31 protein-coding genes are annotated in these 26,144 nt (G+C 64.1%); 22 read left to right on the forward strand and 9 right to left on the reverse strand.

Features of this window, described 5'->3' with window-relative positions:
• Positions 1 to 51: 51 nt before the first annotated feature.
• The 3 genes from ACQR1E_RS23395 to ACQR1E_RS23405 all read left to right on the forward strand — a co-directional run bounded on the left by ACQR1E_RS23395 (position 52) and on the right by ACQR1E_RS23405 (position 2,040).
• Entirely contained in the window at positions 52 to 552 is a 501-nt protein-coding gene (locus tag ACQR1E_RS23395) for a pilus assembly protein N-terminal domain-containing protein (RefSeq protein WP_434862652.1), read from the forward strand.
• 313 nt (positions 553 to 865) lie between these two features.
• Complete coding sequence (locus ACQR1E_RS23400; protein WP_315713819.1) at positions 866 to 1,411, forward strand: TadE/TadG family type IV pilus assembly protein; 546 nt, start codon at positions 866 to 868, stop codon at positions 1,409 to 1,411.
• 68 nt (positions 1,412 to 1,479) lie between these two features.
• Positions 1,480 to 2,040: a TadE/TadG family type IV pilus assembly protein gene (locus ACQR1E_RS23405; RefSeq protein ID WP_315713820.1), complete on the forward strand. Its 561-nt coding sequence runs from the start codon at positions 1,480 to 1,482 to the stop codon at positions 2,038 to 2,040.
• Positions 2,041 to 2,237: 197 nt separating this feature from the next.
• Here the strand turns inward: ACQR1E_RS23405 and ACQR1E_RS23410 are convergent, their stop codons facing one another.
• From ACQR1E_RS23410 to ACQR1E_RS23420, 3 genes are all read right to left on the reverse strand, one after another.
• A complete protein-coding gene (locus tag ACQR1E_RS23410; RefSeq protein ID WP_006612155.1) occupies positions 2,238 to 2,450 on the reverse strand; it encodes a cold-shock protein in 213 nt (70 codons plus the stop codon).
• A gap of 300 nt (positions 2,451 to 2,750) precedes the next feature.
• Positions 2,751 to 3,041 (reverse strand): translation initiation factor IF-1, encoded by a 291-nt coding sequence (gene infA / locus ACQR1E_RS23415; protein WP_315804701.1) that lies wholly within the window; start codon positions 3,039 to 3,041, stop codon positions 2,751 to 2,753.
• A 24-nt stretch (positions 3,042 to 3,065) separates the two neighbouring features.
• Entirely contained in the window at positions 3,066 to 4,475 is a 1,410-nt protein-coding gene (locus tag ACQR1E_RS23420) for a DEAD/DEAH box helicase (protein ID WP_316193562.1), read from the reverse strand.
• A gap of 508 nt (positions 4,476 to 4,983) precedes the next feature.
• On the opposite strand from ACQR1E_RS23420, the gene urtA reads away from it, so the two are divergent.
• The 15 genes from urtA to ACQR1E_RS23495 all read left to right on the forward strand — a co-directional run bounded on the left by urtA (position 4,984) and on the right by ACQR1E_RS23495 (position 18,986).
• Positions 4,984 to 6,306: an urea ABC transporter substrate-binding protein gene (gene urtA, locus ACQR1E_RS23425; RefSeq protein ID WP_316172658.1), complete on the forward strand. Its 1,323-nt coding sequence runs from the start codon at positions 4,984 to 4,986 to the stop codon at positions 6,304 to 6,306.
• Between the two features lie 88 nt (positions 6,307 to 6,394).
• Entirely contained in the window at positions 6,395 to 8,008 is a 1,614-nt protein-coding gene (gene urtB / locus ACQR1E_RS23430; RefSeq protein ID WP_410051200.1) for an urea ABC transporter permease subunit UrtB, read from the forward strand.
• A complete protein-coding gene (gene urtC, locus ACQR1E_RS23435; protein ID WP_315713824.1) occupies positions 8,005 to 9,168 on the forward strand; it encodes an urea ABC transporter permease subunit UrtC in 1,164 nt (387 codons plus the stop codon). The genes urtB and urtC overlap by 4 nt, the downstream gene beginning before the upstream one ends.
• Positions 9,169 to 9,172: 4 nt before the next feature.
• Complete coding sequence (gene urtD / locus ACQR1E_RS23440; protein WP_316172657.1) at positions 9,173 to 9,934, forward strand: urea ABC transporter ATP-binding protein UrtD; 762 nt, start codon at positions 9,173 to 9,175, stop codon at positions 9,932 to 9,934.
• Positions 9,935 to 9,937: 3 nt separating this feature from the next.
• Positions 9,938 to 10,633: an urea ABC transporter ATP-binding subunit UrtE gene (gene urtE / locus ACQR1E_RS23445; RefSeq protein ID WP_315713826.1), complete on the forward strand. Its 696-nt coding sequence runs from the start codon at positions 9,938 to 9,940 to the stop codon at positions 10,631 to 10,633.
• A 58-nt stretch (positions 10,634 to 10,691) separates the two neighbouring features.
• A complete protein-coding gene (locus tag ACQR1E_RS23450; protein WP_316200332.1) occupies positions 10,692 to 11,528 on the forward strand; it encodes an urease accessory protein UreD in 837 nt (278 codons plus the stop codon).
• Positions 11,529 to 11,576: 48 nt separating this feature from the next.
• Complete coding sequence (locus tag ACQR1E_RS23455) at positions 11,577 to 11,879, forward strand: urease subunit gamma (RefSeq protein WP_315713828.1); 303 nt, start codon at positions 11,577 to 11,579, stop codon at positions 11,877 to 11,879.
• A gap of 130 nt (positions 11,880 to 12,009) precedes the next feature.
• Complete coding sequence (locus ACQR1E_RS23460) at positions 12,010 to 12,315, forward strand: urease subunit beta (RefSeq protein ID WP_315713829.1); 306 nt, start codon at positions 12,010 to 12,012, stop codon at positions 12,313 to 12,315.
• 4 nt (positions 12,316 to 12,319) lie between these two features.
• On the forward strand, positions 12,320 to 12,859 hold the full coding sequence (locus tag ACQR1E_RS23465; RefSeq protein ID WP_316193502.1) for an HD domain-containing protein: 540 nt from the start codon (positions 12,320 to 12,322) through the stop codon (positions 12,857 to 12,859).
• 54 nt (positions 12,860 to 12,913) lie between these two features.
• Entirely contained in the window at positions 12,914 to 14,629 is a 1,716-nt protein-coding gene (ureC, locus tag ACQR1E_RS23470; protein ID WP_434897632.1) for an urease subunit alpha, read from the forward strand.
• A 47-nt stretch (positions 14,630 to 14,676) separates the two neighbouring features.
• A complete protein-coding gene (locus tag ACQR1E_RS23475) occupies positions 14,677 to 14,976 on the forward strand; it encodes a putative quinol monooxygenase (protein WP_315713833.1) in 300 nt (99 codons plus the stop codon).
• Between the two features lie 42 nt (positions 14,977 to 15,018).
• The gene (ureE, locus tag ACQR1E_RS23480) at positions 15,019 to 15,636 is read left to right on the forward strand and encodes an urease accessory protein UreE (RefSeq protein WP_316169509.1); all 618 of its coding nucleotides are present in this window, start codon (positions 15,019 to 15,021) and stop codon (positions 15,634 to 15,636) included.
• On the forward strand, positions 15,623 to 16,345 hold the full coding sequence (locus tag ACQR1E_RS23485; protein WP_315714368.1) for an urease accessory protein UreF: 723 nt from the start codon (positions 15,623 to 15,625) through the stop codon (positions 16,343 to 16,345). Before ureE ends, ACQR1E_RS23485 begins: the two co-directional genes overlap by 14 nt.
• Positions 16,346 to 16,413: 68 nt before the next feature.
• The gene (ureG, locus tag ACQR1E_RS23490; RefSeq protein ID WP_315713835.1) at positions 16,414 to 17,037 is read left to right on the forward strand and encodes an urease accessory protein UreG; all 624 of its coding nucleotides are present in this window, start codon (positions 16,414 to 16,416) and stop codon (positions 17,035 to 17,037) included.
• A gap of 293 nt (positions 17,038 to 17,330) precedes the next feature.
• Positions 17,331 to 18,986, forward strand: coding sequence for a CHASE domain-containing protein (locus tag ACQR1E_RS23495; RefSeq protein WP_316172654.1), 1,656 nt, complete (start codon positions 17,331 to 17,333; stop codon positions 18,984 to 18,986).
• A 130-nt stretch (positions 18,987 to 19,116) separates the two neighbouring features.
• On the opposite strand, the gene ACQR1E_RS23500 is transcribed toward ACQR1E_RS23495, so the two are convergent.
• Both ACQR1E_RS23500 and ACQR1E_RS23505 read right to left on the reverse strand, forming a co-directional pair.
• Positions 19,117 to 19,665: a sigma-70 family RNA polymerase sigma factor gene (locus tag ACQR1E_RS23500; protein WP_006612137.1), complete on the reverse strand. Its 549-nt coding sequence runs from the start codon at positions 19,663 to 19,665 to the stop codon at positions 19,117 to 19,119.
• On the reverse strand, positions 19,666 to 19,902 hold the full coding sequence (locus tag ACQR1E_RS23505) for a NepR family anti-sigma factor (RefSeq protein WP_315734569.1): 237 nt from the start codon (positions 19,900 to 19,902) through the stop codon (positions 19,666 to 19,668).
• A 196-nt stretch (positions 19,903 to 20,098) separates the two neighbouring features.
• Between ACQR1E_RS23505 and ACQR1E_RS23510 the strand changes: the two genes are divergently transcribed.
• The gene (locus tag ACQR1E_RS23510; RefSeq protein WP_315713838.1) at positions 20,099 to 20,902 is read left to right on the forward strand and encodes a response regulator; all 804 of its coding nucleotides are present in this window, start codon (positions 20,099 to 20,101) and stop codon (positions 20,900 to 20,902) included.
• 78 nt (positions 20,903 to 20,980) lie between these two features.
• On the opposite strand, the gene ACQR1E_RS23515 is transcribed toward ACQR1E_RS23510, so the two are convergent.
• The gene (locus tag ACQR1E_RS23515) at positions 20,981 to 21,466 is read right to left on the reverse strand and encodes an energy transducer TonB family protein (protein ID WP_315713839.1); all 486 of its coding nucleotides are present in this window, start codon (positions 21,464 to 21,466) and stop codon (positions 20,981 to 20,983) included.
• A gap of 378 nt (positions 21,467 to 21,844) precedes the next feature.
• Here ACQR1E_RS23515 and ACQR1E_RS23520 point away from each other — a divergent pair, with 378 nt between their 5' ends.
• Positions 21,845 to 22,285 (forward strand): hypothetical protein, encoded by a 441-nt coding sequence (locus tag ACQR1E_RS23520; protein ID WP_315713840.1) that lies wholly within the window; start codon positions 21,845 to 21,847, stop codon positions 22,283 to 22,285.
• A gap of 91 nt (positions 22,286 to 22,376) precedes the next feature.
• Here ACQR1E_RS23520 and ACQR1E_RS23525 read toward each other — a convergent pair whose 3' ends face one another.
• The 3 genes from ACQR1E_RS23525 to ACQR1E_RS23535 all read right to left on the reverse strand — a co-directional run bounded on the left by ACQR1E_RS23525 (position 22,377) and on the right by ACQR1E_RS23535 (position 24,493).
• Positions 22,377 to 22,820, reverse strand: a complete 444-nt coding sequence (locus tag ACQR1E_RS23525; protein WP_316169505.1) for a hypothetical protein — start codon at positions 22,818 to 22,820, stop codon at positions 22,377 to 22,379.
• A gap of 102 nt (positions 22,821 to 22,922) precedes the next feature.
• Positions 22,923 to 23,294 carry a DUF883 family protein gene (locus tag ACQR1E_RS23530; protein WP_315713842.1) on the reverse strand — a complete coding sequence of 124 codons (372 nt, stop codon included), beginning with the start codon at positions 23,292 to 23,294 and terminating at the stop codon, positions 22,923 to 22,925.
• A gap of 80 nt (positions 23,295 to 23,374) precedes the next feature.
• Positions 23,375 to 24,493 carry an AI-2E family transporter gene (locus tag ACQR1E_RS23535; protein WP_434862657.1) on the reverse strand — a complete coding sequence of 373 codons (1,119 nt, stop codon included), beginning with the start codon at positions 24,491 to 24,493 and terminating at the stop codon, positions 23,375 to 23,377.
• Positions 24,494 to 24,712: 219 nt separating this feature from the next.
• Here ACQR1E_RS23535 and ACQR1E_RS23540 point away from each other — a divergent pair, with 219 nt between their 5' ends.
• Positions 24,713 to 25,462 (forward strand): L,D-transpeptidase, encoded by a 750-nt coding sequence (locus ACQR1E_RS23540; protein ID WP_316194811.1) that lies wholly within the window; start codon positions 24,713 to 24,715, stop codon positions 25,460 to 25,462.
• 15 nt (positions 25,463 to 25,477) lie between these two features.
• On the forward strand, positions 25,478 to 26,137 hold the full coding sequence (locus tag ACQR1E_RS23545; protein WP_434897633.1) for a DUF2865 domain-containing protein: 660 nt from the start codon (positions 25,478 to 25,480) through the stop codon (positions 26,135 to 26,137).
• The last annotated feature ends 7 nt before the right edge of the window (positions 26,138 to 26,144 follow it).

Here is a 26,144-nt window from a genome sequence, read left to right on the forward strand (position 1 = left end):
GTCACCGCTGCGTATCGCTTGAGACGGCTCGTCAATGTCCCGGGGTTGAGTATGTCGTTCTGTGTGTCGCGTCGTTCTAGTGTTTCCCTCGCATTGCGGGCGGCTGTCGCCGCGGTGCTGCTGTGGCCGGCTGCCGCCTTGGCGGAGCCTGATCCCGCCATCGCCGTGAATGTCGACCAGGCCAAGCTGGTCAAGTTGCCCGACCGGGTCGCGACGCTCGTCGTCGGCAATCCGATGATCGCCGATGTGACCTTGCAGAGCGGCGGCATCATCGTCGTCACCGGCAAGAGCTACGGTGCCACCAACTTCATTGCGATGGATCGCGGCGGACAGGTGCTGATCGATCGCCAGATCCAGGTCGCCGGACCCACCGACCAGCTCGTGACGGTGTATCGGGGCGTCGATCGCGAGACCTATAGCTGCATGCCGATCTGCCAGCGCCGGGTGACCTTGGGCGACGGCGACAACTACTTCAAATCGGTGCTCGACCAGGCTGGAACGATGTCCAGCACGGCGAGCGGCAACGCGGCAGCGGCCTCGAAGACCAACTGAACGCTGGCCTGGCCATGCTTGGCCGGGTCGATGGCAGCGCCTGACCGCATCTCCACGCGCCTCCGCACCGACGATGCGGTGAGCCTTGCCGCCGGTGCTGCGGCTGGATCGCCCGGTTCGTTTGGTTTCGATGATCGGGTCGGGCAGGTGGCGCGCTGCCTCGGAGGGCCGACTGCGAGCGAACCCCCAAGCATGGTTAGCGGGACGTTGATGCGGCGGGCCATACTGTCCGTATTGTAGGAAACTCTTTCCCAAGGAGTTTCCGCTATTCGTTTCACCCAGGTTGATGTGCCTTCCCAGTCCGGATGACCCCATGCAAGCCCCCGTCTCCTTGACCGCTTCGATGCGCCGGCTGTTGCGCCGCTTCCGGCGTAACCGGCGGGCATCGGCCGCGCTCGAATTCGCGCTGGTCGCGCCGGTCTTCTTTGCGCTGCTGTTCGCGATCATCGAAACGGCGCTGATGTTCTTTGCCGGCCAGGTGCTCGAGACGATCACGCAGGACTCGGCGCGCATGATCCTGACCGGACAGGCGCAACAGGGCGCCTATACGCAGTCGCAGTTCGCGAGCTACGTCTGCACCCAGGTTCCCGCGCTGTTCGATTGCAACAAGATCTATATCGACGTGAAGAGCTACTCCTCGTTCGGGAGCGTCTCCATCAGCAACCAGATCGACAACAGCGGCAACTTCGTCAACAACATGACCTACAGCCCGGGCGCGGCCGGAGACATCGTCGTCGTCAGGCTGTTCTATCAATGGCCGATCTTCGTGACGGGGCTCGGCTACAACATCGCCAATCTGAGCGGCAGTAAGCGCCTGCTGGTGGGTACGGCCGCATTCAAGAACGAGCCGTATTCATAACGCTGACCTCGCGAGCTTCTTCTGAGGGACACCAGGAATTCATCATGCCGTTGGGAAGAATGCCGGGTATGTCTTCGAGCCTGCGCCTGTGGCGTCGCATCGACGCCTTCGCTGCCGATTGTCGCGGTGTCGCGGCCACCGAGTTCGCATTCATCGTGCCGCTGATGCTGGTGATGTTCTTCGGCACGGTCGAATTCTGCTCGGCCATCGCCGTCGACCGCAAGGTCACCCTGATGGCGCGCACCCTGTCGGATCTGACCTCGCAATCGACCTCGGTTGGCGACAGCGACATGTCGAACTTCTTCGCCGCCTCGACCGGCATCATGTACCCGTATTCCACGACGCCGGTGAATGCGACGATCACCGAGCTCTATGTCGATCCCACCACCAAGCAGGCGACGGTGAAGTGGAGCAAGGGATCGACGCCGCGAACCGTCGGCATGACGGTCGGCGTGCCGGCTGAATTGCTGGTGTCCGGCACCTATCTGATCTTCAGCGAGGTGAACTACCAGTACGTTCCGACGATCGGCTACGTCATGGGCAAGACGGGCGTCAATCTCAGCGACGTCGCCTATACCCGCCCGCGGCAGTCCACCTGTGTGATGTATAGCCCGGCGACTTCCTGCTGAGGTGAGGGCTGCCGCAACGGAGCCCGCCCGGCCCCGGGGCCGCAGTCGCATACACGCCTGCGAACCGGAGTGACCGACGCTACGGTCTTTGGACGAGTAGAACTCGGCGGCAAACATCAAGGCAATAAAAAAGGCCGCGCAAGGCGGCCTTTCGTTGTCCAGATGGGCAATCGCATGCGCGATCGCCCCGGCGTCGCTCAATTGGCGGCGCGGAGATTGTCGGCCGACGACTTGCCCGAACGGCGGTCCGCCACGATCTCGTAGGAGATCTTCTGGCCTTCCCGCAGCGTGCCGAGACCAGCGCGCTCGACGGCGCTGATGTGCACGAACACGTCGTTGCCGCCGTCGTCCGGCTGAATGAAGCCATAGCCCTTGGTTGCGTTAAACCACTTCACGGTTCCCATGCTCACGGGGTAGTTCCCTTCTCAGATACCAAATGCGTAGCCCAGTCTCCTGGGCTGGTTAGATCGAATTTTTGGAAGGGTCGTCAGCGTCTGAACCGGCTGTACCGGTAATAGCTAATCTCGTCCGGCCGAAAATCGATTGCGGGATATATTATTGGAAATGCCCGCGCAAAACAATCCTGAGCTGCGCGAGAGTGCATGATTTTTTGACGCGCCGGCTCGACGCCGACGCGCTGAATTGTCGCTGATTGCGCAAGGCTTGATCAATCCGCCGGGCCGGGCGGAACATTGCTCCGCCCAATGCCCCTAGCGCCGACGGAACTGGCCGCCGCGCTGCGCTGCGCCACGCGGAGGACCGCCGGGCGAGCTGGGACGCTCGTCCTTGTGGCGGAAGATCAGCCGGCCCTTTTCGAGGTCGTAGGGCGACATCTCGACCGTCACGCGGTCTCCCGCGAGCGTCTTGATGCGATTCTTTTTCATCTTGCCCGCGGTGTAGGCGACGATCTCGTGCCCCGCGTCGAGTTGTACCCGATAGCGTGCGTCGGGAAGGATTTCGGTGACCAGCCCTTCGAACTGGATCAGCTCTTCCTTAGCCATGTCTTTCTCCAGATCGATAGACGTCTAGTTTGGCCGTTGGTTGCGGTTTTGAGCGTGGTTTTTGGGTCTGCCCTCGCGATGCAGGAAAGCAACGCCTTGAATCGACCCGGCCTTGCCGCCGCCTTGCGACGGCCGCTGGGGCTCCTGACGATTGCCTGGCAGAGACGCCATCTTAGCATTGGAACGACGGTGACGGCGAGGGCCTTTTGCGGCGGTGCCACCGTCGTTGGTCCGCGCATTCTGCATGCCAGGACGGCCACCGCGCTGAGGCGGCTTGGCCGGTGCAGCGGCCTCGCGGAGGCCGGGCGTGCGGCGATCGTCGCGCGGCAGCGAGATCTTGATCAGCCGTTCGATGTCGCGAAGGTAGGACAGCTCGTCCGATCCGGCCACGAGCGAAATCGCAACGCCCTCGGCGCCGGCGCGCGCCGTGCGGCCGATCCGGTGGACGTAGGTCTCGGGCACGTTCGGCAGGTCGAAATTGACGACATGGCTGACGCCGTCGACGTCGATGCCGCGGGCCGCGATGTCGGTTGCGACCAGGGTTCGGATCTCGCCGGTGCGGAACGCCGCCAGGGTGCGCTCGCGGTGGTTCTGCGACTTGTTGCCGTGAATCGCCTGGGCGGGGATGCCGGCTCTTTCGAGGCTCTTCACGACCTTGTCGGCGCCGTGCTTGGTGCGGGTGAACACCAGCGCGCGGTTGACCGGCTCCTGCTTGAGCAACTGAGCCAGAAGGTTCGGCTTGGCCGAGTGGTCAACGTGGATGACGCGCTGGGCAATGCGCTCGACCGTCGAGGAGACGGGGGTCACCGCGACTCGCGCGGGGTCGCGCAGCATGGCGTCCGCGAGCTCGGCGATGTCCTTAGGCATGGTGGCCGAGAAGAACAGCGTCTGCCGCTTGATCGGCAGCTTGGCCACGATCTTCCGGATGTCGTTGATGAAGCCCATGTCGAGCATGCGGTCGGCTTCATCGAGCACCAGGAACTCGACATGGGTCAGCTTCAAAGCGTTGCTCTGAACCAGATCGAGCAACCGGCCAGGGGTGGCAACCAGCACTTCGAGGCCGGGCATGATAGCGCGGACCTGGCGCCCCATCGGCACGCCGCCGATCGCGAGCGCCGAGCTCAGCCGGATGTGCCGGCCATAGGTGTTGAAGCTGTCGAGGATCTGACCCGACAATTCGCGGGTCGGGCTCAGCACCAGCACGCGTGCCGTCTTCGGCTGCGGCTTGATCCGGTTCTGCAGCAAGCGGTGCAGGATCGGCAGTGCAAACGAGGCCGTTTTGCCGGTTCCCGTCTGGGCGATGCCGATCACGTCGCGGCCTTCGAGCGCGAGCGGGATGGTCTGGGCCTGGATCGGGGTAGGGGTGGTGTAGTTCTCTTCCTTCAGCGCGCGCGTCAGCGCGTCGGCGAGGTTAAAATCCTGGAAGGATGTCAAAAGATGGGGCTTTCCATAAGAGGATAAGGCCCGTGTCGGCAGGCAGCCGGACGCGGGTGGGTGGTTGAGAGACACCCGCGTGTTTGGAGCGCCTAGATTGGATGGGTGAGAATGCGAAGCCAGAAGCTCTGGTCGAGCTAAAGAACACGCGGCTTGCAAAGATCCGGCCGATTCGCCTTGATCTACCAGCTATATGGAACAGGTGGACGGCACTTTCAAGGCCGGTGCGCAACGGATTGGCTTTCCGGGTGGTACTCGGCTGCTTTAAATTTAGCCATTCGAAACAAAGTGCACAAATCCTGCGCTGTATGCCATCTGATTAATCATCTGGCTTGCTCAATCCGGCAGCAGAAGGCCGCGGCGCCTCTCTACGAGAACGCCAAGTTCCACTTTTGTGTCAATGCCTTACCAGATGTGCACGGCATGGCACACTTCTTGCGATTCTTCCTGCGCAGACCGCCGGCCGCCTTGGCTGCGAAGCATGTCTGCGTCAGGGAGATATTACCTCATGCTTACTCGACTCACTCAGGAATTAACGGCGCCGTTCAGCCGCCGTCGCTGGCTGGCTGCTGCTGCCGGCCTGGCGCTCGGCGCAGCCGGCTTTGGCCCGGCCAAGGCCGCTGATGACACCATCAAGATTGGCGTTCTGCATTCTCTGTCCGGCACCATGGCCATCAGCGAGACGACGCTGAAGGACACGATCCTGTTCTTGATCGACGAACAGAACAAGAAGGGCGGCGTGCTCGGCAAGAAGCTCGAGGCCGTCGTGGTCGACCCCGCTTCGAACTGGCCGCTGTTCGCCGAGAAGGCGCGTGAGCTGATCACCAAGGACAAGGTCGCGGTCGTGTTCGGCTGCTGGACCTCGGTGTCGCGCAAGTCGGTGCTGCCGGTGTTCAAGGAGCTGAACAGCATCCTGTTCTACCCGGTCCAGTACGAAGGCGAGGAGAGCGAGCGCAACGTGTTCTACACCGGTGCGGCGCCGAACCAGCAGGCGATCCCGGCGGTCGACTACCTGATGAAGGAAGAGAAGGTGAAGCGCTGGGTGCTGGCCGGCACCGACTACGTCTATCCGCGCACCACCAACAAGATCCTCGAAGCCTACCTGAAGTCCAAGGGCGTGGCTCAGGACGACATCATGATCAACTACACGCCGTTCGGTCATTCCGACTGGCAGACCATCGTCGCCGACATCAAGAAGTTCGGCTCGGCCGGCAAGAAGACCGCCGTGGTCTCGACCATCAACGGCGACGCCAACGTTCCGTTCTACAAGGAGCTCGGCAACCAGGGCATCAAGGCCAAGGACATTCCGGTCGTCGCATTCTCGGTGGGTGAGGAAGAGCTCGCCGGCATCGACACCAAGCCGCTGGTCGGCCATCTCGCCGCCTGGAACTACTTCGAGTCGATCAAGACCCCGGCGAACGAGAAGTTCATCAAGGACTGGCAGGCCTACACCAAGAACCCGAAGCGCGTGACCAACGACCCGATGGAAGCGCATGTGATCGGCTTCAACATGTGGGTGAAGGCGGTGGAGAAGGTGAAGTCGACCGATCCGGACAAGGTCATCGACGCTCTCCCGGGCACCGAGGCGCCGAATCTGACCGGCGGCGTGTCGAAGATGCTGCCGAACCACCACATCACCAAGCCGGTGTTCATCGGCGAGATCAAGGGCGATGGCCAGTTCAGTGTCGTCTACAAGACCAAGGACCTCGTCCCCGGCGACGCCTGGTCGAAGGAGCTCGAGGGCTCGAAGGACCTGATCGGCGACTGGGTCGGCAAGAAGTGCGGCAATTTCAACGTCAAGACCAACAAGTGCCTGGGCTCGGGCTCCTGATCTCGACCTGACGCGACCATGACGACAGGAGAAGGCGGCGATGTTGCCGCCTTCTCCTGACCTCCTGAACTCCTGCCGGGGTTGTCCAGTGCCTGCTCTTTTTCTGGCGATCATTCGCCGTCTGCTTGTTTTGCTCGCCCTGATCGCCGTTTCCGTTCCCGCCTTCGCAGCCAGTTTCGAAGAGTCCGTCGCGAAGTTCGCGAACGATGATTTCTCGGACACGGACGAGGCCGTCGGCGAGATCGCCGTGTCGGGCAACCCGCTGGCTTTCCCGATCATCAGCGCGCTCCAGGACGAGCGGCTGATGTTCGATGCCGACACCAAGAAGGTCTTCATCAAGCAGGCCGACGGCAGGATCATCGATGCTGCCACCGGCGCCGCCGTCGACAAACTGCCCGACAATGCCGCCGCCGTCAGCCTCAACAACCGGCTGCGCCGCAGCGTCGATGCCGCGCTCGGTGGTTTGACGCTGCTGTCGCCGGATACCAACACGCGCCTGACCGCCGCAAGATCGGTGTTCAAGTCGCATGACGAGGCGACGTTGCCGACGGTGGAGTCGGCGCTCGCCAAGGAAACCAATCGCGCCGTGAAGCAGGCGCTGACCGAGGCGCGTGCCGCCATCCTCCTGTTCAAGTCTGACGCCAGCGAGGTCGACAAGCTCGAAGCCGTCGCCACCGTGAGGGCGCGCGGCGACCAGGAAGCCCTGGCGCTGCTGACGGAGATCGGCGGCGCGGACCAGCCGGCAACCGTCGCCAAGGCCGCGGCGAGCGCGATCTCGTCGATCCAGAGCTCGCTCGCAATCTGGTCCGGCGTGCAGAACGCCTGGTACGGCCTGTCGCTCGGCTCGGTGCTGCTGCTGGCGGCCATCGGCCTTGCCATCACCTTCGGCGTCATGGGTGTCATCAACATGGCCCATGGTGAGATGGTGATGCTCGGCGCCTACACCACCTTCGTCGTCCAGGAGGTCATCCGCACGCGCTACCCGGCGCTGTTCGACTATTCGCTGCTGATTGCCGTCCCGCTCGCCTTCCTGGTGGCCGGCGCGATCGGCGTGCTGATCGAGCGTACCATCATTCGCTTCCTCTACGGGCGTCCGCTGGAGACGCTGCTCGCCACCTGGGGCCTGTCGCTGATCCTGCAGCAGGCGGTGCGCACGGCGTTCGGTCCGACCAACCGCGAGGTCGGCAATCCCTCCTGGATGAGCGGTGCGTTCGAACTCGGCCAGATCACCATCACCTACAACCGGCTCTGGATCCTCTGCTTCACGATGGCCGTGTTCGCCATCCTGCTGGCGATGCTGCGTTACACCGCGCTCGGCCTGGAGATGCGTGCAGTGACGCAGAACCGGCGCATGGCGGCGTCGATGGGCATCGCGACCTCGCGGGTCGATGCGCTCACCTTCGGGCTCGGCTCCGGTATTGCCGGCATCGCCGGGGTGGCGCTGTCGCAGATCGACAATGTCAGTCCGAATCTCGGCCAGAGCTACATCATCGACTCCTTCATGGTCGTGGTGTTCGGCGGCGTCGGCAATCTCTGGGGCACCTTGGTCGGCGCCTTCACGCTCGGCATTGCCAACAAGTTCCTGGAGCCGGTCGCCGGCGCCGTGCTCGGCAAGATCGCGATCCTGGTGCTGATCATCCTGTTCATTCAAAAGCGCCCGCGCGGGCTGTTCGCGCTCAAGGGCCGGGCGGTGGAAGCATGATGCCGCACGTCCTCACCCGGTCGCTGGACCGCGCTGCGACCGTCTTCGTGCTCGTCGTCGCCGCCTGCGGCGTGCTGATCCCGCTGTCCAACCTGCTGCTGCCGGCCGGTTCGGCGCTGCAGGTGCCGACCTATCTGGTCGCGCTGTGGGGAAAATATGTCTGCTACGCGATCCTGGCGCTCTCCATCGACCTGATCTGGGGTTATTGCGGCATCCTCTCGCTCGGTCACGGCGCGTTCTTCGCGCTCGGCGGCTATGCGATGGGCATGTATCTGATGCGCCAGATCGGCACCCGGGGCGTCTATGGCAATCCGATCCTGCCGGACTTCATGGTGTTCCTGAATTATTCCAAGCTGCCCTGGTACTGGCACGGCTTCGACATGTTCTGGTTCGCGGCTTTGATGGTGCTCGTGGTGCCCGGCCTGCTCGCATTCTGCTTCGGCTGGCTCGCCTTCCGCTCGCGCGTCACCGGCGTGTATCTGTCGATCATCACCCAGGCGATGACCTACGCGCTGCTGCTCGCCTTCTTCCGCAATGATTTCGGCTTCGGCGGCAACAACGGCCTGACGGACTTCAAGGACATCCTCGGCTTCAACGTCCAGGCGGAAGGCACCCGCGCCGCGCTGTTCGCGCTGAGCTGTCTCGCGCTCATTCTGGCGTTCCTGATCTGCCGGGCCGTTGTGTCGTCGAAGCTCGGCAAGGTGCTGATCGCGATCCGCGACGCCGAGTCGCGGACGCGTTTCCTCGGTTATCGTGTCGAGTCCTACAAGCTGTTCGTGTTCACGCTGTCGGCGTGCATGGCCGGCGTCGCAGGCGCGCTCTACGTTCCTCAGGTCGGCATCATCAACCCATCCGAGTTCGCGCCCGGCAATTCGATCGAGGCCGTGATCTGGGTCGCGGTCGGCGGCCGAGGCACGCTCGTAGGTGCTGCGCTCGGCGCCGTCGTCGTGAACTACGCGAAGACGTTCTTCACCTCGGGCGTGCTGGCGCCCTACTGGCTGTTCATGCTCGGCGCATTGTTCGTGCTCGTCACTCTGCTGCTGCCCAAAGGCATCATCGGCACCTTCAATTCCTGGTGGGATCAGCTCGGCAGCAGGAGGCTGAACGCCGAGAGCGCCGCCCGCGAGGACGGCGTCACCGAACCCAAGATGGCGGAGTGAGCGCATGAACGTGATGGACACCCGCGCGACGTCGTCGCTGCTCTATCTCGACGGCGTGCACGTCTCGTTCGACGGCTTCCACGCCATCAACAATCTCTCGCTGACGCTCGAGCCCGGCGAGATGCGCGCCATCATCGGCCCGAACGGGGCCGGCAAGACCACGATGATGGACATCATCACCGGCAAGACCAAGCCCGACGAGGGCACGGTGCTGTTCGACGGCAAGACGGATCTCACCCGCCTCGACGAGACCCGCATCGCCGAGCTCGGGATCGGCCGCAAGTTTCAGAAGCCGACGGTGTTCGAGAGCCAGTCGGTCGAGGACAACCTGCTGCTCGCGCTCAATGTCGATCACAGCGTCAAGGGCACGCTGTTCTGGCGCGGCTCGAGGAGCGAGTCCGAGCAGATCGACCGGGTGCTCGAGACCGTGCGGCTCAAGGATGCCAGACGCAAGCTCGCCGGCAGCCTGTCGCACGGCCAGAAGCAGTGGCTGGAGATCGGCATGCTCCTGGCACAGGACCCGAAGCTGCTGCTGGTCGACGAACCGGTCGCTGGAATGACCGACGTCGAGACGCATCAGACGGCTGAGCTGCTCAAGGAAATCAACAAGGATCATACCGTCATGGTCGTCGAGCACGACATGACCTTCGTGCGCGAGCTCGGCGTCAAGGTCACCTGCCTCCACGAAGGCACGGTGCTGGCCGAGGGCACCATCGATCAGGTGTCGTCGAACGATCGGGTGATCGAAGTGTATCTGGGGCGCTAGGCGATGTTGGACGTCAAGGACATCAACCTCTATTACGGCGCCGCCCAGGCGCTGCGCGGCGTCTCGATCGCGGCGGAGCCCGGCAAGGTCACCTGCGTGCTCGGGCGCAACGGCGTCGGCAAGACCTCGCTGCTGCGGGCGCTGGTCGGACAATATCCGCTGGCCTCCGGCAGCATCACCTTCGATGGCGCCGACATCACCCATCTCAAGCCCTATGAACGGGCGCGCAAGGGCATCGGCTTTGTGCCGCAGGGTCGCGAGATCTTCCCGCTGCTCACGGTGGAGGAGAACCTCAAGACCGGCTTCGGACCGCTGAAGCGCAGCGATCGCAGCATCCCGGACGACGTGTTCTCGCTGTTTCCGGTGCTGGAATCGATGCTCGGCCGCCGCGGCGGCGATCTTTCCGGCGGCCAGCAGCAGCAGCTTGCGATCGGCCGTGCCATGGTGATGCGGCCAAAGCTCCTGCTTCTCGACGAGCCGACCGAGGGCATCCAGCCCTCGATCATCAAGGACATCGGCCGGGCGATCTCGTATCTGCGCAATCTCGGCAATATCGCGATCGTCCTGGTCGAGCAGTATCTCGACTTTGCCTGCGAACTCGGCGACAACTTCGCCGTCATGGATCGCGGCGCGGTGAAGTTCACCTGCACCCGCGCCAATCTCGATCAGGCCGAGATCAGCCGCCAAATGGCGCTGTGATCATCACGTAGCTTCTCGACGCGGTCTCGCCCGCGTCTGGTCCCAGGGGAGGGGATCGATGCGGGCCGATCCCGCCAGCGCCGCTGCCGACATCTTCGAGGCCAACCGCGCCCGAGGCGCGGTGCGCTTCGACGTGCGGCTGCAGGACGGCGTGACGCGGCGCCATCATCTGCATGAATCCGGCTCGCTGCGGGTGCGCTTTCCCTCGCCCGAGGACGATGGCCTGTCGGCGATGTTCGTCAACACGGCCGGCGGCATCGCCGGCGGCGACCGCTTTGCGATCGAGGTCGCGGCCGGCGAGGGCAGCCGCGTCACGCTGTCGAGCGCCGCGGCCGAAAAGGTCTATCGCGCCGCTGGCAAGCCCGCAGAGCTCGATATCGCGCTGACCGCCCATGCGGGTGCCCACATCTCCTGGCTGCCGCAGGAGACCATCCTGTTCGACCGCTCTCGCATCCATCGCCGGATCGACATCGACCTTGCCGATACCGCCTCGCTGTTGTTGTGCGAGATCGTCGTGCTCGGCCGCACGGCCATGGGCGAGCGCATGCGCGAGGGCGAGTTCGTCGATCGCTGGCGGGTGCGGCGCGGCGGCAAGCTGGTGTTCGCCGAGACGGTCCGCCTCGACGGCGACATCGGCGACAAGCTGGCGCAGCCGGCCATCGCCAACGGCGGCGCGGCCATCGGGACCGCGCTGATCGTGCCGGGCGACGCCGCGCTGGTCGAGCGCATCCGAGAGAGCCTGCCGGCCTTCCGGGGAGAGGTCGCGCTGTCGGCCTGGAATGGATTTGCAATGGCCCGCTTCTGTGCCCAAGATGCCGCAAGCCTGCGCGCCGACATGATGGCGGTGCTCGGCTGTGCTTCGAATGGACCGCTGCCGCGGCTGTGGCTCAACTAGACGTTTACCAACTGATGACTACCAGAAGACCATCACCAGAGAGTCCGCATGAACCTGTCTCCCCGCGAAAAGGACAAGCTCCTGATCTCGATGGCCGCCATCGTGGCCCGCCGCAGGCTCGATCGCGGCGTCAAGCTGAACCACCCCGAAGCGGTCGCGATCATCTCCGACTTCATCCTGGAAGGCGCGCGTGACGGCCGCACCGTGGCCGAGCTGATGCAGGCCGGCGCCCAGGTCCTGACCCGTGATCAAGTGATGCCCGGCATCCCCGAGATGATCCACGACATCCAGGTCGAGGCGACGTTTCCGGACGGCACCAAGCTGGTCACGGTGCACGAGCCGATCCGGTGAAGCGAGCCCAACTCTTTCGGTCGTCATGCCCGGGCTTGACCCGGGCATCCACGCTGTTCGATCTGAATGGAAAAACGTGGATGGCCGGGTCAAGCCCGGCCATGACGCATGGAAACCTGCGAGGTAACTCATGATCCCCGGCGAACTCTTCATCCAAGACGGCGAGATCGAGCTCAATGCCGGCCGCAAGACCGTGACCCTGTCGGTCGCGAACACCGGCGACCGGCCGATCCAGGTCGGCTCGCACTACCATTTCTTCGAGACCAATCCGGCGCTGAAGTTCGACCGCAGACGCGCGCGCGGCATGCGGCTCGACATCGCGGCCGGCACGGCCGTGCGCTTCGAGCCGGGCCAGACCCGCGACGTGCAACTGGTCGCGCTCGCCGGCAAGCGCATGGTCTATGGCTTCCGCGGCGACGTCATGGGCAAGTTGTAAGCCGATGCTGACCGGATTGTGCCTCGTTTCCGAAGCCGCCGAGCTGGCGGCGCGCCGTCACGCCGGCCAGCAGCGCAAGGGCCGCGACGATGAGCCTTACATCAATCATCTCGCCGAGGTCGCAAACATCCTGTCGGCAACCTGCGACGGCGAGGATGCCGAGCTCGTCGCGGCAGGCTGGCTGCACGACACCATCGAGGACACCGATACGGCCGCTGATGAGCTGGCGGAGCGCTTTGGGTGTCGTGTCGCCGACCTCGTCGTGGAAGTCACTGATGACATGACCCTGCCGAAGAGCGAGCGGCGCCAGGTCCAGGTCATCGCCGCGCCCGGCAAGTCCGCTGGTGCCAAGCAGATCAAGATCGCCGACAAGATCAGCAACATCCGCGCCCGCATCTTCTTCGAGCCGGACCTGGAGCAGCAGCTCGAGCTGATGGAGTATCTCGGCTGGGCCGAGCAGGTCGTCGCCGGCTGCCGCGGTGTCAACCCGCGGCTCGATGTGCTGTTCGATGAGACGGTTGCGAATGCGCGAGGAACGCTGTGAGCGGATCGCCGGCGTCTCGACATCATGACAAGCAGAGCTAATTGGGGGCCAACGATGTCCGTCAAGATCAAGCGTTCCGTCTACGCCGACATGTTCGGTCCCACGACCGGCGACAAGGTCCGGCTCGCCGACACCGACCTGATCATCGAGGTCGAGAAGGACTTCACCACCTATGGTGAGGAGGTGAAGTTCGGCGGCGGCAAGGTCATCCGTGACGGCATGGGCCAGTCGCAGGCGACCAACAAGCAGGGCGCCGCCGACACGGTCATCACCAATGCGCTCATCGTCGATCACTGGGGTGTCGTGAAGGCCGACGTCGCGATCAAAGAGGGCATGATCTCAGCGATCGGCAAGGCCGGCAATCCGGACATCCAGCCCGGCATCACCATCGTGATCGGCCCCGGCACCGACGTGATCGCGGGCGAGGGCAAGATCCTCACCGCCGGCGGCTTCGACAGCCACATCCATTTCATCTGCCCACAGCAGATCGAGCACGCGCTGATGTCGGGCGTCACCTCCCTGCTCGGCGGCGGCACCGGCCCGTCGCACGGCACCTTCGCGACCACCTGCACGCCCGGCCCATGGCACATCGGCCGGATGATGCAGTCGTTCGATGCGTTTCCTGTGAACCTCGGCATCTCCGGCAAGGGCAATGCGTCGCGCCCGGCCGCGCTGGTCGAGATGGTCAAGGCCGGTGCCTGTGCGCTGAAGCTGCACGAGGACTGGGGCACGACGCCGGCGGCGATCGACAATTGTCTCTCGGTCGCCGACGATCACGACGTCCAGGTGATGCTGCACTCGGACACGCTGAACGAGTCGGGCTTCGTCGAGGATACGATCAAGGCCTTCAAGGGCCGCACCATCCACGCCTTCCACACCGAAGGCGCCGGCGGCGGGCACGCGCCTGACATCATCAAGGTCGCCGGGCTGAAGAACGTGCTGCCGTCGTCGACCAACCCGACGCGGCCGTTCACGCGCAACACCATCGACGAGCATCTGGACATGCTGATGGTGTGTCACCATCTCGACCCGTCGATCGCAGAGGATCTCGCCTTCGCCGAGAGCCGCATCCGCAAGGAGACGATCGCGGCGGAGGACATCCTGCACGATCTCGGCGCGCTCTCGATGATGTCATCGGATTCGCAGGCGATGGGCCGGCTCGGCGAGGTCATCATCCGGACCTGGCAGACCGCCGACAAGATGAAGAAGCAGCGCGGCGCGCTGCCGCAGGACAAGGGCAAGGACAACGACAATTTCCGCGTCAAGCGCTACATCGCCAAATACACGATCAATCCGGCGATTGCGCATGGCGTGTCGAAGCTGATCGGCTCGGTCGAGAAGGGCAAGCTCGCCGACCTCGTGCTGTGGTCGCCCGCCTTCTTCGGCGTCAAGCCGGACTGCGTCATCAAGGGCGGCACCATCGTCGCCGCGCCCATGGGCGATCCGAACGCCTCGATCCCGACCCCGCAGCCGGTGCATTACCAGCCGATGTTCGGCGCGTTCGGCAAGTCGCTGACGGCTTCGTCCGTGATCTTCACCTCGAAGGCGGCCATCACCGGCGGGCTCGCCCGCAAGCTCGGCCTTTCGAAGAAGCTCTACGCGGTGCAGAACACCCGCGGCAGGATCTCGAAGAAGAGCATGATCCACAATGATGCGACGCCCAACATCGAGGTCGATCCGGAGACATACGAGGTGCGGGCCGACGGCGAGCTCCTGACCTGCGAGCCGGCCGAGGTGCTGCCCATGGCGCAGCGCTACTTCATGTACTAAGCTTCCGCCCGGTACCAGAACCAGAAAAGTACCGGGAGGACGTGTTCGTGATCTATGTCGTTGCCACCTTGACCATCAAGCCCGAAACCCGTGCGGAATTCATCGCCGCTGCGGCTGCCTGCATTGCGGGGACCCGCAAAGAACCCGGCAATATCGCCTATGATTTGCATGAGAGCGTCACCGACCCGAGCAAGATGGTCTTCGTCGAGCAGTGGGAGAACGCCGAGGCCTTGGTGCCGCACCGCGCGACCGAGCACATGAAGACGTTCGGGCGCGTCGCGGTCAAATGCATGTCGGCCCCGCCGAAGATCGAGATCATCACGCCTGAGAAGGTCGATGTCCGCTGAGCGGAATAAGAGTGAGCGCAATAAGAGAATGAGAGTTTCAGCATGATCCGCGCGACACGCGTGCTCGGGCAGCATCGTTGGAAGGAGGCTGCCGCCGATTCCGTCCTGCTCGATTTCGATGACCGGCACCGGCGGCGGCTGGTGATGACCGGAACGCGTGGGCTGGAGTTTCTGCTGGACCTCGAGCACGCTACCGCATTGCGCGGTGGCGATGCCCTGGTGCTGGAGGACGGCCGGCTGATCGAGGTCGTGGCGGCGGCCGAGCCGCTGCTCGAGATCCGGGCTTCCGATCCGCATCATCTGGTGCGGCTGGCCTGGCACCTCGGCAACCGGCACCTGCCGACGCAGATCATGGCCAAGAGCCTGCGCGTCCGCCGCGACCACGTGATCGAGGCCATGGTCAAGGGTCTTGGCGCCCGCGTCATCGAGATCGAGGCACCGTTCGATCCGGAAGGTGGCGCCTACGCCGAGCCCAGCCATGCGCACGGCCACGATGATCATGATCACCACGGTCACGATCATCATCACGATCATGCCGGGCACGATCACGCGCATCACGGCCACGACGACGGCCATGCACATGATCATCACGTGCATGACGAGCACTGCGGCCATGACCATCACGATCACGGTCATTCCCATGCTCATGAGCACAAATGAGGAGGGGGCTCGGCCGGCTGCAATCAGGGCCGCGGATTCGGCTGCGCTGTATCGGCTGCTGACATGGCTGTCGCCGGCGTTTCCGATCGGCGGCTTCTCCTATTCGAGCGGCATCGAATGGGCCGTGGAGGCAGGCGACATCGGCGATGCGGCGGAGCTGCGCGGCTGGCTCGCGACGATGCTGACCAACGGCTCCGGCTTCTGCGACGCGGCTTTCCTCGCGCACGCGTATCGCGCGGTCGAGCTCGACGATATGGCCAGCCTCCGCGAGGTGGCCGAGCTTGCGGCCGCGTTCGTACCGTCGCGCGAGCGTCAGCTCGAAACCACCGCGCAGGGCCGGGCCTTCATCGAGATCGCGCGGTCCGCCTGGAACTGCGCAGGCCTCGACGAGGCGGTGGCGCGCTGTGAGACCATCGTCTATCCGGTCGCCGTGGGGCTGGTCGGCGCGCTTCACGGCGTTCCTCTGGGACCCCTGCTGCACGGCTTTCTGCACGCCCTGACGTCGAACTGGATTTCCGCCGGCAGTCGTCTCGTACCGTTGGGGCAGACCGACAGCCAGCGCGTGCTCGCCGCGTTGGAACCTGTCGTCGCCGCGACGGCGGACCGCGCTCTGCTCGCCTCGCTCGATCACATCGGCGGCGCAACGTTCCGCTCCGATCTCGCAAGCCTTCATCACGAGACGCAATATACAAGGCTGTTTCGGTCGTGATGAAGCGGGGCAACGGCTGCTCGATCACGGCCCCGCGCGGTCGCGCGCACGACAGAAGGATAAATGACATGGCATCGTCTCACGGTCCGCTCCGCGTTGGCGTCGGTGGCCCGGTCGGGTCCGGCAAGACTGCGTTGATGGATCTGCTCTGCAAGTCGATGCGGGAGCACTACGACATCGCTGCGATCACCAACGACATCTACACCAAGTGGGACGCGGAGTTTCTCGTTCGCTCGGGATCGCTGACTCCGGATCGTATCGCCGGCGTGGAGACCGGCGGCTGCCCGCATACTGCGATCCGCGAGGACGCGTCCATGAACCTCGCCGCCGTGGCCGACATGCGAGCCAAGTTTCCCGGACTCGACCTGGTGTTGATCGAGTCGGGCGGCGACAACCTCGCCGCAACGTTCTCGCCGGAACTCGCCGATATCACGATCTACGTCATCGACGTCGCGGCGGGCGACAAGATCCCGTCGAAGGGCGGACCGGGTATCACCCGCTCCGACCTTCTGGTGATCAACAAGATTGACTTGGCACCCCATGTGGGCGCTTCTCTGGAGAAGATGGAGACGGATGCCAAGCGCATGCGCGGCTCACGGCCCTTCGTCATGACCAACCTGAAGAAGAGCCAGGGGCTTGACCGGATCATCGGCTTCATCGAAGCCAAGGGCGGTCTGAAGCCGTCGGCCTGAGCGCGGGGACGGATCTGCGTCGCACGGCTCTTCGTTGCTCGATGCGTCTGCTGGAATGACCGACGCAAAAAAGCCTCATCCGGCCGGAACAACTTGAGCCCTCGGGTGTTGCCTCGACCCGGGGTGCGCCTTGCCCAAGGCGTCTCGGCGCCGATGCACCGGTATCCTGGGATCGCTATCCGCTGATCGCTCCGATCACTTCCGATCGCCCCGAGGTGCGTCCTTGAGTTGCAGGCCCGGTTATTGGATGACTCGTCTCCTCCTTCGCCAACCCTTTACTTCAGAGTGAACGAGTGCTCCGGCTGGGTGTCATCATCGGTTTGATCGCGCTGGTCGGGACGGCGCTGTCCGGCTTGGCCGCCTATCGCGTACACGACCAGGAGCTGGCGCTCGATCGCATTGCGCTGGCCCGTGCCATCGACGTCCATGCCAGCCTCGTCCAGGACCGGCTGACCGAACGTGAGCTGCTGGCCCGGGTGGCCTCCGGGCTGTTCCGCGCTCCCTCCGTGATCAAGGCCAATATGCTGGAGCCGCTGCGATCGTCGATCTACGCGTTCAAGACCGACTTCGTGGTGGCGTCGTGGATCGCACGGCTGCGGCCGGATGAGCTCCCCATCGCGCAAGCCGAGCTGCGTCAGGCTGGCTTCCCGAATCCAACCATTCGCAATTTCGACGACATGCCGCTCGGGCCGAACGTCGATCGTCCGTTGGACGTTCTGATGGATCTCGAGCCACGCAATGCCGAGACCTCGAAGCTTCCCGGTATCGCACTCGACCGGCAGCCGATCGTCGGACCGATGCTCGCGCGTGCCATGGCCGAGGGCAAGCCGGTCGCATCCGATCCCACTCCGCTGCTGCGGAGCGATGGTCCGATCGGGATCGTGCTGGCAGCCCCGGTCGTCCCGCAAGGTGCCACTGCGCCGGCGGGCTTCGTGACGTTTTCCTACGAGATCGGGCCACTGCTGCTCACCAATGACGATCTGTCGTTGTTCTCGGTGGCGTTGAAGGATCCGCGCAACGCCTCGGATGAGCTGGTTGCCAACGACCAGGGGGCGGTGACGAGCCGGACCCGCAGGCCCGACGATCCTGCTCCGTCGTCGACCCGCACCGTGGCCTTCGGCAATCACGACTGGTCGCTGGTCTATTACGCCAAGGGCAATGCGGTCCGGCGCGCGCAACAGACCGCGGCGATCGTCGGCGTCATCGGGATGGCGCTGACCGGTATCATCTGCGGCCTGTTCGGCTACGTCGCCTACAACAATCTGCGCCTGAGCCGCGAAATCCAGGTGCGGATCGGCTTCGAGCGCCGACTGACGGCGGTCATCGACGAGCTGAACCACCGGGTCAAGAACATCCTGGCGGTGATCCAATCCATCGTGACGCGCACGCTGCGTCATGGCAGCGACATGGACGTCGCACGCGAGCTGCTGATCGGACGGATCCATGCGATGTCGAACGTCGTCACGCTGCTCAGCGAGAGCCAATGGCAAGGCGTGCAATTGCGCGGACTGTTCGAAGCTCGCGCGATCCCGCATGCGGACAGGATTGCGGTCAACGGACCCGACATCACCGTGAGCGCGCGTGCCGCGCAGAGCCTCTCGCTGCTGTTTTTCGAACTCGCCTCGCACTCGGACGAAGGCCTCTCGCTCGTGGGAAAGCACCCGCACATCACCGCCAAATGGGAGGTGACCGGCGAGGAGCCGAATGCCGTCTTCCACTTCCGTTGGGAGGAATTGAACACCAGTGAAGCAACGCGGCGGCCGGACAGCGATTTCGGACTGATCCTGCTCGATCGCGTGGCACCGGAGGCGCTCGGCGGCACGTCAAAGCGCTTCTTCACCGAGGCGAGCTATGTGTATGAGCTGACCGCTCCGATGGAGACGGTGATCGACATGACCGAGCGCGATCGCACCGAGCAGTTCTCCGCGCCGGTGCATCCGGCGCGATAGCCGCAGCGCTCGTCGGCAAACAGGATGCCAGGGCGCACGATGCCCGAGTGCAAGTGATCAACAACAACAAGAAGAGGCGGCTCTTTCGCGAGCCGCCTCTTTGCTGGTTCGTTTGCGACGGCTTGGCTGATCAGCCGCCGCTGCCGCCGATCACCGCCCGCACGGTCTCGTCCGGGCCGAAATCCTCGGCGCCTTCGACATAGAGCAGCGCTGCCAGCTTCGAGCGCGCGCGGTTCACGCGGCTCTTGATGGTGCCCACCGCGCAGCCGCAGATCGCTGCCGCATCCTCGTAGGAGAAGCCCGATGCACCGACCAGGATCAGCGCCTCGCGCTGGTCCTGAGGCAGCTTCTCGAGCGCCGCGCGGAACTCCTCGAACTCGAGATGCGCGCCCTGCGAGGGATGCGTCTTGAGCGTCTTGGCGTAGTTCCCTTCGGCATCCTCCACTTCGCGCCGGCGTTTGCGGTAGTCGGATCGGAACAGGTTGCGCAGGATCGTGAACAGCCAGGCAGGCAGATTCGATCCCGGTTGAAACGAGTCGATGTTGGCCAGCGCCCGGAGCAGGGTTTCCTGCACGAGGTCGTCGGCACGATCGCTGTTACCACTCAAGGAAATCGCAAATGCGCGAAGGCTGGGGACGGCCGCGAGGATATCGTCCCTCAAGGAATCAGTGAGAGGCATTCACTCCCTCCCGTCGGTTTGGTCGTTGGATCCCCCGCCGTTCTCCACGTGGGACTGTGCTGCCGGCGCATCAAGCTTCCGCACCAGTTCCGCGAAGCGGTCCGGCACTCCCTGACGGACGACGTCGTCGTACATCGCGCGGAGTTGATGACCGATTCTGGATTGAATTTCCGCGTTCAGTCCGCCGGGCTTGCGCGGTGCCGCATTCTTGCTGGCTTGAGACTTTACATCTTTCATGACCTTTTCCACGTTTCCCCGAGAGTTAAGTCCCTGAAGCTTCAAGAATTATTCTCGCCACCGAGAGGGTCTGTCGGGAACTAATGCGACGGGGCGATAAAAGTTCCACGCGTTTGGGGAACTTTTCGTCGGTTCGGGCGTAATCAGCCCATCATGGAACCCGGGCGGGAAGCCCAGATGACCGAATGGAGTGGGGATGAGCCGATCACAGCTTGTTGCTGAACATTTGCCGCTGTTGCGCCGGTATGCGAGGGCCCTCACCGGTAGCCAGGGTTCCGGAGACGCCTATGTCGGAGCGATGCTCGAGGCGCTGATTCAGGATCCCGCTCTGCTGGACGAGCGCTATGGCCCGCGGGCTGCGCTGTTCCGGCTGTTCACGCAGATCTGGAACTCGGTGGCGCTCAACGACGACGCCGAAGTGGCGACTCTGCCGATGCCGCCGGAGCGGCGCCTCTCCAACATCACCCCCTTGCCCCGCCAGGCCTTCCTGCTGCTCTCGCTCGAGGGTTTTCCCGAGGAGGAAGTGGCCTTCATCCTCGACATCGACGTCGCGGAAACCCGCCGGCTGGCGGATGCAGCCGGACGTGAGCTCGCCGCCGAGATCGCCACCGATGTCCTGATCATCGAGGATGAGACCTTCATCGCGATGGACCTCGAGAGCCTCGTCAAGAACCTCGGTCACAACGTGATCGGCGTGGCCCGCACCCATGCCGACGCGGTGGCTCTGGCCAAGAACAAGAAGCCCGGTCTGATCCTGGCTGATATTCAGCTCGCGGATGGTTCGTCCGGCCTGGATGCCGTCAACGAGCTGCTGCGCACCTTCGAAGTGCCGGTGGTCTTCATTACCGCCTATCCGGAGCGCTTCCTCACGGGTGAGCGGCCCGAACCGGCGTTCCTGATCTCAAAGCCGTTCCAGCCGGCCATGGTGTCGGCAGTCGCCAGCCAGGCTCTGTTCTTCCAGCGCAACTCGCGCAACAGGATGCCGAAGCCGGCGGCCTGATCAAGCCGCGCGCACAACGTCGCCCCGGCGCGTTCCTCACGGAGCGCGCCGGATTTCGTTGCAGCATCGAAGACGAGATCAGCAGCCGCGGCACACGCCGTTGAGCCGTGCCTTCAGCGTCGCGTCATTCGGCTTGGTCTCTTGGAGCTTCAACGTTGTCTCCTCAAGCCGGATGATTGCGGACGTCCGTCGAGGCGCGAACACGATCGGCACGAGAAAAGTGAGATCGCCGTCCGCCAGTTCCGGCGGCGGTGGCGCAAATGGTTGGGCTCGCTCCACCATGGCGAGCGCTTCCCGGTCGAGCGCGGGGTCACCGGTCGTTTCGGCCAGCACCGCCGAGATCAGGTGGCCTTCGCGGTCGATGTGAAACAGGACCTTGGCCGTCCCGCCCTGATCCGAGGCCTGCAGCGGATAGCGACGCTGAACCTTCAATTGTGCGACGAGGTTCTTGATCCAAGTGTCCCTGGCGCCGTCGGCCGCTGCAATCCCGGGAAACAGGCACACGAGAACCAGCGCCAGTCCAAACCCTCTCCATACGCCGACGCGATCCAGCGAGCTCAGCATCCCTGCCCCCACGTGCGCGGACCATGAACGCAGCCGCGCTGCTTCAACATATAACCGGGACGAAAAGGGGATAAAGCGCCGCGAATGTCGGGGCCGCGATCTGACCGGAAGGGTGGATCAGGAAAGAATGCGGGGCACCGCCGGCATCACCACGGCGGTGCCCCGCGTCGCCGGTCAATGGGGCAGGGGGAATAACCGGCTGCCGAGATGACGCGCGACCCGAAAAGTCGTTCCGCGTGAGATCGAATTTTTTGGCGCCATGAAATTGAAGAATACCGCCGCAGTTTACACACGGTTAAGTGATTTGCCCAACCGAGAACCCAGTTCCTGCGACTTACGTTGGTATGCCGATCGCCTTACGGCGAGGGGAGCAGAGACATGTCGCAGACCAGGAAGGTTATCGTTTTGGGTTCGCTTGCGGCTTCCGCGATGCTCGTGGGCGCAATGCAACTGGCTTCAGGCCATGATCTTGGCGCCAACCTGCCGGTTCAGAGCCCCTCTCCCCAGCCGATCGTCGCAACCGCGAATGACGTGAACCGGGCCGCCAAGGCTGACCGCGCCAAACAAAACGGTACTGCGGCGCCGTCGCAGACTGTGTCGATCAAGCTGGCAGCCTTCGCGGAGACCTCCTTCTTGGTGCGGCTTCCCTTCAACCCCACGGGTGTAAGCGCGGGCTCGTTACCATCGCCGCAGGGATCGCAGCTCATCACCACCGGCAACGAGCGGCAGGCCGTCAAGCATCCGGTGGCGTGCGAGCCGTCGGTGTCCGTGCTGACGGAGATCGCCAAGCGCCTGCAACCGGGACGGTGTGTGACTTAGTTACAGCCCCTCGCACCAGGCCCGCGGCTCAAGCGGCGGATCAACGCCTGGCAAATGATAAAAGCCGTCCGATGACGGTCAGGGGCAGTCCTCACTCTGCGGGAGTTTGCTCCTCCGCGGCTGGGCGGCTGACCATGAATCCGAGCGCCAGACCGCCCACAGCCAGAATGGGAATCAGCCGCTTGATGCCAATCATGCGGACGATCTGCAGGCCGCTTGCCAACAACATCGGGTCTGCGAAAGCAGATTGGACTGCCGACCGCGCCGTTTCCGCGGTTCGCGCGGCACGACTCTCGATTGCGCGCTTGCGCGCCATGTAGCTGATTGCGGCCATCAACGTCACCACGAAGAAGATGGCGGCACCTGTGAGGCACGCGGCCACGAGCCCGTAACGATCCAGGACGGCGACAAAAGCTGCGGCGCACAGAAAGCTCGTGGTTACGAACAGTCCGACCGCTGCAGCGATTGCGAGCGATGTGAGCCGAACGGCATGCCCGGTCGATTCCTGGAAGTCCGCAATCAGGCGCTGCAGCATGTCATTCTCCTCCTCGTCTCGTTCATCTGCGCAACAAACTCAAATCGGCGCCGATAACGCGGCGCCGAAACAAGACGACCTCTGGATTTCAGGGGCCAACCCTCAGCGTCTCCAGGCGGCGCCGATGAGAAATCCAAGTCCGAGCGCAAGACCCACGGTGGCGAGTGGGCGATGGGAGATCACGTCCTCGAGGCGCTCCTCCAGCGAGTTTGCGGCATCCTGGGCTGCACCAAACATCGCAGTGCCGCGCTCGGACATGTCGTCGAACGTCTGGTCCACGTTCTCGCGTGCCTGACGATAGCCGCTGCGGGCCTGCTTGCTGGCCTGCCCAGCGAAAGCATTGAGCGCGTCGGTGATCTGTTCGGTGAGAGCTGCGATATCGTTTTTCACGGCGTGGACATCCTTCTGCAGGCGTTCGTAGTTCGCTTTGTCGACGAGATCTTTCAGGGCGGTCTCACCGTCAGTCGGTGGCATGGCAAGCTCCCGGAGTAAGGTGACTGCGTCTGCTCGACAAACGCGGGGTCTCAGCCGAAGTTCCGACGGTGGAAACCGAATTAGTCTGCCGGCAGTTGCGGCGAATCGTCCGGCAGCAGATGCTCCTTGACGATGAGGGCGACGATCAGGAGCGGCGAGGCAAGGAAGGCTCCCATCGGGCCCCACAGCCAGGTCCAGAATGCCAGCGCGATGAACACCGCGAGTGCGTTGAGAGCCAGCCGCCTGCCGATGATGGTCGGCGTGACGAAGTGGCCTTCCATGAAGGTGATCACGGCGAAGATGGCGGGCGCGACCATGCCGGCGCTCAAGGTCGGGAATGCGATTGCGCCGACCAGGACGAGCACCGCGAACATCGCGATCGGCCCGATGATGGGGATGAAGTTCAGCGTTGCCGCAAGCGCCCCGAGGCCGGCGGGATTGGGCATGCCGGCGAGGGCGCAGGCGAGGCCGGCTGCAATACCGACACCGGTGTTGATGAGCGTCACTGTCAGGAGGTAGTTGCCGAGGTGCAGCTCGAGCTCATTGAGGATGCGCAGCGTCCGCAGCCGTGCCTCGTGATCACCAAAGGTCATGATCAGCGCTCGCCGGAGATCGCGCCAGCTTGCGATGAACAGCACGAGCGTCGCGAAGAACAGTAGGAATTCGGTGAAGGTCGGCGACAGGAATTCGATCGTTGGCTGAACCCAATCGAACTTGGGGAGCTCCAGGCTGGCCGAGGCTTGTGCGCTTCCGCCGCCGACGGCCGCCTGCATTTCGTGCCACAGCGCCAGCGGTCGATCGAAGACGTGCAGCTTGGCCTTGAGCGTCGTGGCAAGCTCGGGAAGGCGATTGGTCCAGTCGAGCAGAGGCGCCGAAATCAGGCCAATGATGAAGGCGAGCCCGGTGGCAACGGCGATCACGATCAACACGGCGCCGACGCCGCGCGGCACGTGATGGCGTTCGAGAAAGTTGGCGGCCGGCGACAGCATGGTGCCGACCACGAAGGCCATGACGATCGGCAGGAAAAACCCCCGGGCGACATAGAGGACACCCGTCACGCAGACGGCCGTGAGGATGACGAGAGCGATGGCGACGACGTCAGCCCGCCTGATCACGGGCGGTGCTTCTTGGTGACTTTCATTCAGGGCTGAATCGTCGTTCCCGCTGGCGAGCAGCCGCTCGGTGGGAAGTACACGCACCATGAATCTCCCGATCGAGTCGTTCGCGCACAGCTCGCGTGGTGACGTTCTCGTCATCCAACAACCGAGGGGGCCATCCGGTTCCGTCGCGCAAACGTGAGAACTCATACGCTTGACTGACGCAGGGCGACCACACCGGGCCGGAACTACGGCGAGACGTTCGGCGTTTGGAAAGCAATCACGCATCGTACCGCGATGCTCGTCTGACAGGGGCACTCCATGACACAGCTCGTTTCCGATCACCGCAGCTTTGCGCGGACCGCTTCGCTGATCGCCGGCGTCGCGGTTCTTCTTGTTGCTAGTCCCACCGCGTCTCACGCACAGAGCCTCGGATATGCGTCGGTCGAACAGCAGCAGGCCTTCCCGCCGGACGAGGCGACTGCACCCGCCGTGGAGCAGGACGAGGACAGCCGGCTGCCCGACAGGTTGCGGCGCACGATCGTCAATCTCGATACGCGGGAGGCGCCGGGGACGATCATCATCGATACCGGCAATACCTATCTGTACTACGTGCTCGGCGGCGGCCGCGCGCTGCGCTACGGCGTCGGCGTGGGGCGCCAGGGCTTCACCTGGTCGGGTGTCCAGACGGTGACGCGCAAGGCGGAATGGCCGGACTGGCATCCGCCGGCGCAGATGATCGCGCGCCAGCCCTATCTGCCGCGTTTCATGGCCGGCGGCCCGGGCAATCCGCTCGGCGCCCGGGCCATGTATCTCGGGTCCAGCGAGTATCGCATCCATGGCACCAACGACCCCACGACGATCGGCAAGTTCGTGTCGTCGGGCTGCATCCGCCTGACCAATGAGGATGTTTCCGACCTGTTCAGCCGCGTGCAGGTGGGGACGAAGGTCGTGGTGCTGCCGAAGGCCGGCTCGCTGCAGGCGCGCACCAATGCCGGCCGTACGCCGCGCGTGACGTCGCTGCCGTCGGGGCGGCAGGCGATGTCGCTGCCCGTCTCGGCCGTCAATTGATATGGGAGCGGAATGATGAACGGTCGACGTGCACTCGCCGCCATTGCAGTGGCAACCATGGCAACCGCGGGTGTGTTGGCAGCGCCGACCACAGCGGGCGCGCAGGATTTTTTCTCGGCGCTGTTCGGCGGCTTCAACGCACCGCAGCGTCAGGCGCCCTATATCCGGATGCCGTTCGCCGACGAGGTGCCACCGGCGCCACGGCCGGCCCCGCGGGGCGACGTCACCTATCGCGGCGGCAGCAGCAGCGTCGCCTGGTGTGTCCGCACCTGTGATGGCCGCTACTTCCCGCTCGGCGCGACCGGCGACCAGAGCAAGGAAGCCGCCTGCAACAGCTTCTGCCCGGCGGCCAAGACCGAGATTGTCTATGGCAGCTCGATCGACGGTGCCGAGACCGATGGCGGCAAGCCGTATTCGGCGCTGCCCAACGCCTTCAAGTATCGCACCGAGATCGTCGACGGCTGCACCTGCAACGGCAAGGACCATTTCGGCCTTGCCAAGGTGTCGATCGACAACGATCCGACCCTGCGCAAGGGCGACGTCGTTGCCAGCGACGACGGCCTCAAGGTCGCCAACCGGACCGGCAGCGGCAAGCGCGCCGAGCTGAACTTCTCGCCGGCGCCCGCGGCGTTGCGCGCGAAATACGAGCGTGCGCCGGTGACGGCGTCCGACTGATCCTGCG

Source organism: Bradyrhizobium sp. HKCCYLRH1030 (assembly GCF_051168395.1).
GTDB lineage: Bacteria > Pseudomonadota > Alphaproteobacteria > Rhizobiales > Xanthobacteraceae > Bradyrhizobium.

Bases quoted from the DNA above. Each gene is read 5' to 3' on its own strand.
- ACQR1E_RS23395 (WP_434862652.1), top strand. From the start codon at position 52: ATGTCGTTCTGTGTGTCGCGTCGTTCTAGTGTTTCCCTCGCATTGCGG.
- ACQR1E_RS23400 (WP_315713819.1), top strand. From the start codon at position 866: ATGCAAGCCCCCGTCTCCTTGACCGCTTCGATGCGCCGGCTGTTGCGC.
- ACQR1E_RS23405 (WP_315713820.1), top strand. From the start codon at position 1,480: ATGTCTTCGAGCCTGCGCCTGTGGCGTCGCATCGACGCCTTCGCTGCC.
- infA (WP_315804701.1), bottom strand. From the start codon at position 3,041: ATGGCTAAGGAAGAGCTGATCCAGTTCGAAGGGCTGGTCACCGAAATC.
- urtA (WP_316172658.1), top strand. From the start codon at position 4,984: ATGCTTACTCGACTCACTCAGGAATTAACGGCGCCGTTCAGCCGCCGT.
- urtC (WP_315713824.1), top strand. From the start codon at position 8,005: ATGATGCCGCACGTCCTCACCCGGTCGCTGGACCGCGCTGCGACCGTC.
- urtD (WP_316172657.1), top strand. From the start codon at position 9,173: ATGAACGTGATGGACACCCGCGCGACGTCGTCGCTGCTCTATCTCGAC.
- urtE (WP_315713826.1), top strand. From the start codon at position 9,938: ATGTTGGACGTCAAGGACATCAACCTCTATTACGGCGCCGCCCAGGCG.
- ACQR1E_RS23450 (WP_316200332.1), top strand. From the start codon at position 10,692: ATGCGGGCCGATCCCGCCAGCGCCGCTGCCGACATCTTCGAGGCCAAC.
- ACQR1E_RS23455 (WP_315713828.1), top strand. From the start codon at position 11,577: ATGAACCTGTCTCCCCGCGAAAAGGACAAGCTCCTGATCTCGATGGCC.
- ACQR1E_RS23460 (WP_315713829.1), top strand. From the start codon at position 12,010: ATGATCCCCGGCGAACTCTTCATCCAAGACGGCGAGATCGAGCTCAAT.
- ACQR1E_RS23465 (WP_316193502.1), top strand. From the start codon at position 12,320: ATGCTGACCGGATTGTGCCTCGTTTCCGAAGCCGCCGAGCTGGCGGCG.
- ureC (WP_434897632.1), top strand. From the start codon at position 12,914: ATGTCCGTCAAGATCAAGCGTTCCGTCTACGCCGACATGTTCGGTCCC.
- ureE (WP_316169509.1), top strand. From the start codon at position 15,019: ATGATCCGCGCGACACGCGTGCTCGGGCAGCATCGTTGGAAGGAGGCT.
- ACQR1E_RS23485 (WP_315714368.1), top strand. From the start codon at position 15,623: ATGAGCACAAATGAGGAGGGGGCTCGGCCGGCTGCAATCAGGGCCGCG.
- ureG (WP_315713835.1), top strand. From the start codon at position 16,414: ATGGCATCGTCTCACGGTCCGCTCCGCGTTGGCGTCGGTGGCCCGGTC.
- ACQR1E_RS23500 (WP_006612137.1), bottom strand. From the start codon at position 19,665: ATGCCTCTCACTGATTCCTTGAGGGACGATATCCTCGCGGCCGTCCCC.
- ACQR1E_RS23505 (WP_315734569.1), bottom strand. From the start codon at position 19,902: ATGAAAGATGTAAAGTCTCAAGCCAGCAAGAATGCGGCACCGCGCAAG.
- ACQR1E_RS23510 (WP_315713838.1), top strand. From the start codon at position 20,099: ATGAGCCGATCACAGCTTGTTGCTGAACATTTGCCGCTGTTGCGCCGG.
- ACQR1E_RS23515 (WP_315713839.1), bottom strand. From the start codon at position 21,466: ATGCTGAGCTCGCTGGATCGCGTCGGCGTATGGAGAGGGTTTGGACTG.
- ACQR1E_RS23520 (WP_315713840.1), top strand. From the start codon at position 21,845: ATGTCGCAGACCAGGAAGGTTATCGTTTTGGGTTCGCTTGCGGCTTCC.
- ACQR1E_RS23525 (WP_316169505.1), bottom strand. From the start codon at position 22,820: ATGCTGCAGCGCCTGATTGCGGACTTCCAGGAATCGACCGGGCATGCC.
- ACQR1E_RS23530 (WP_315713842.1), bottom strand. From the start codon at position 23,294: ATGCCACCGACTGACGGTGAGACCGCCCTGAAAGATCTCGTCGACAAA.
- ACQR1E_RS23540 (WP_316194811.1), top strand. From the start codon at position 24,713: ATGACACAGCTCGTTTCCGATCACCGCAGCTTTGCGCGGACCGCTTCG.
- ACQR1E_RS23545 (WP_434897633.1), top strand. From the start codon at position 25,478: ATGAACGGTCGACGTGCACTCGCCGCCATTGCAGTGGCAACCATGGCA.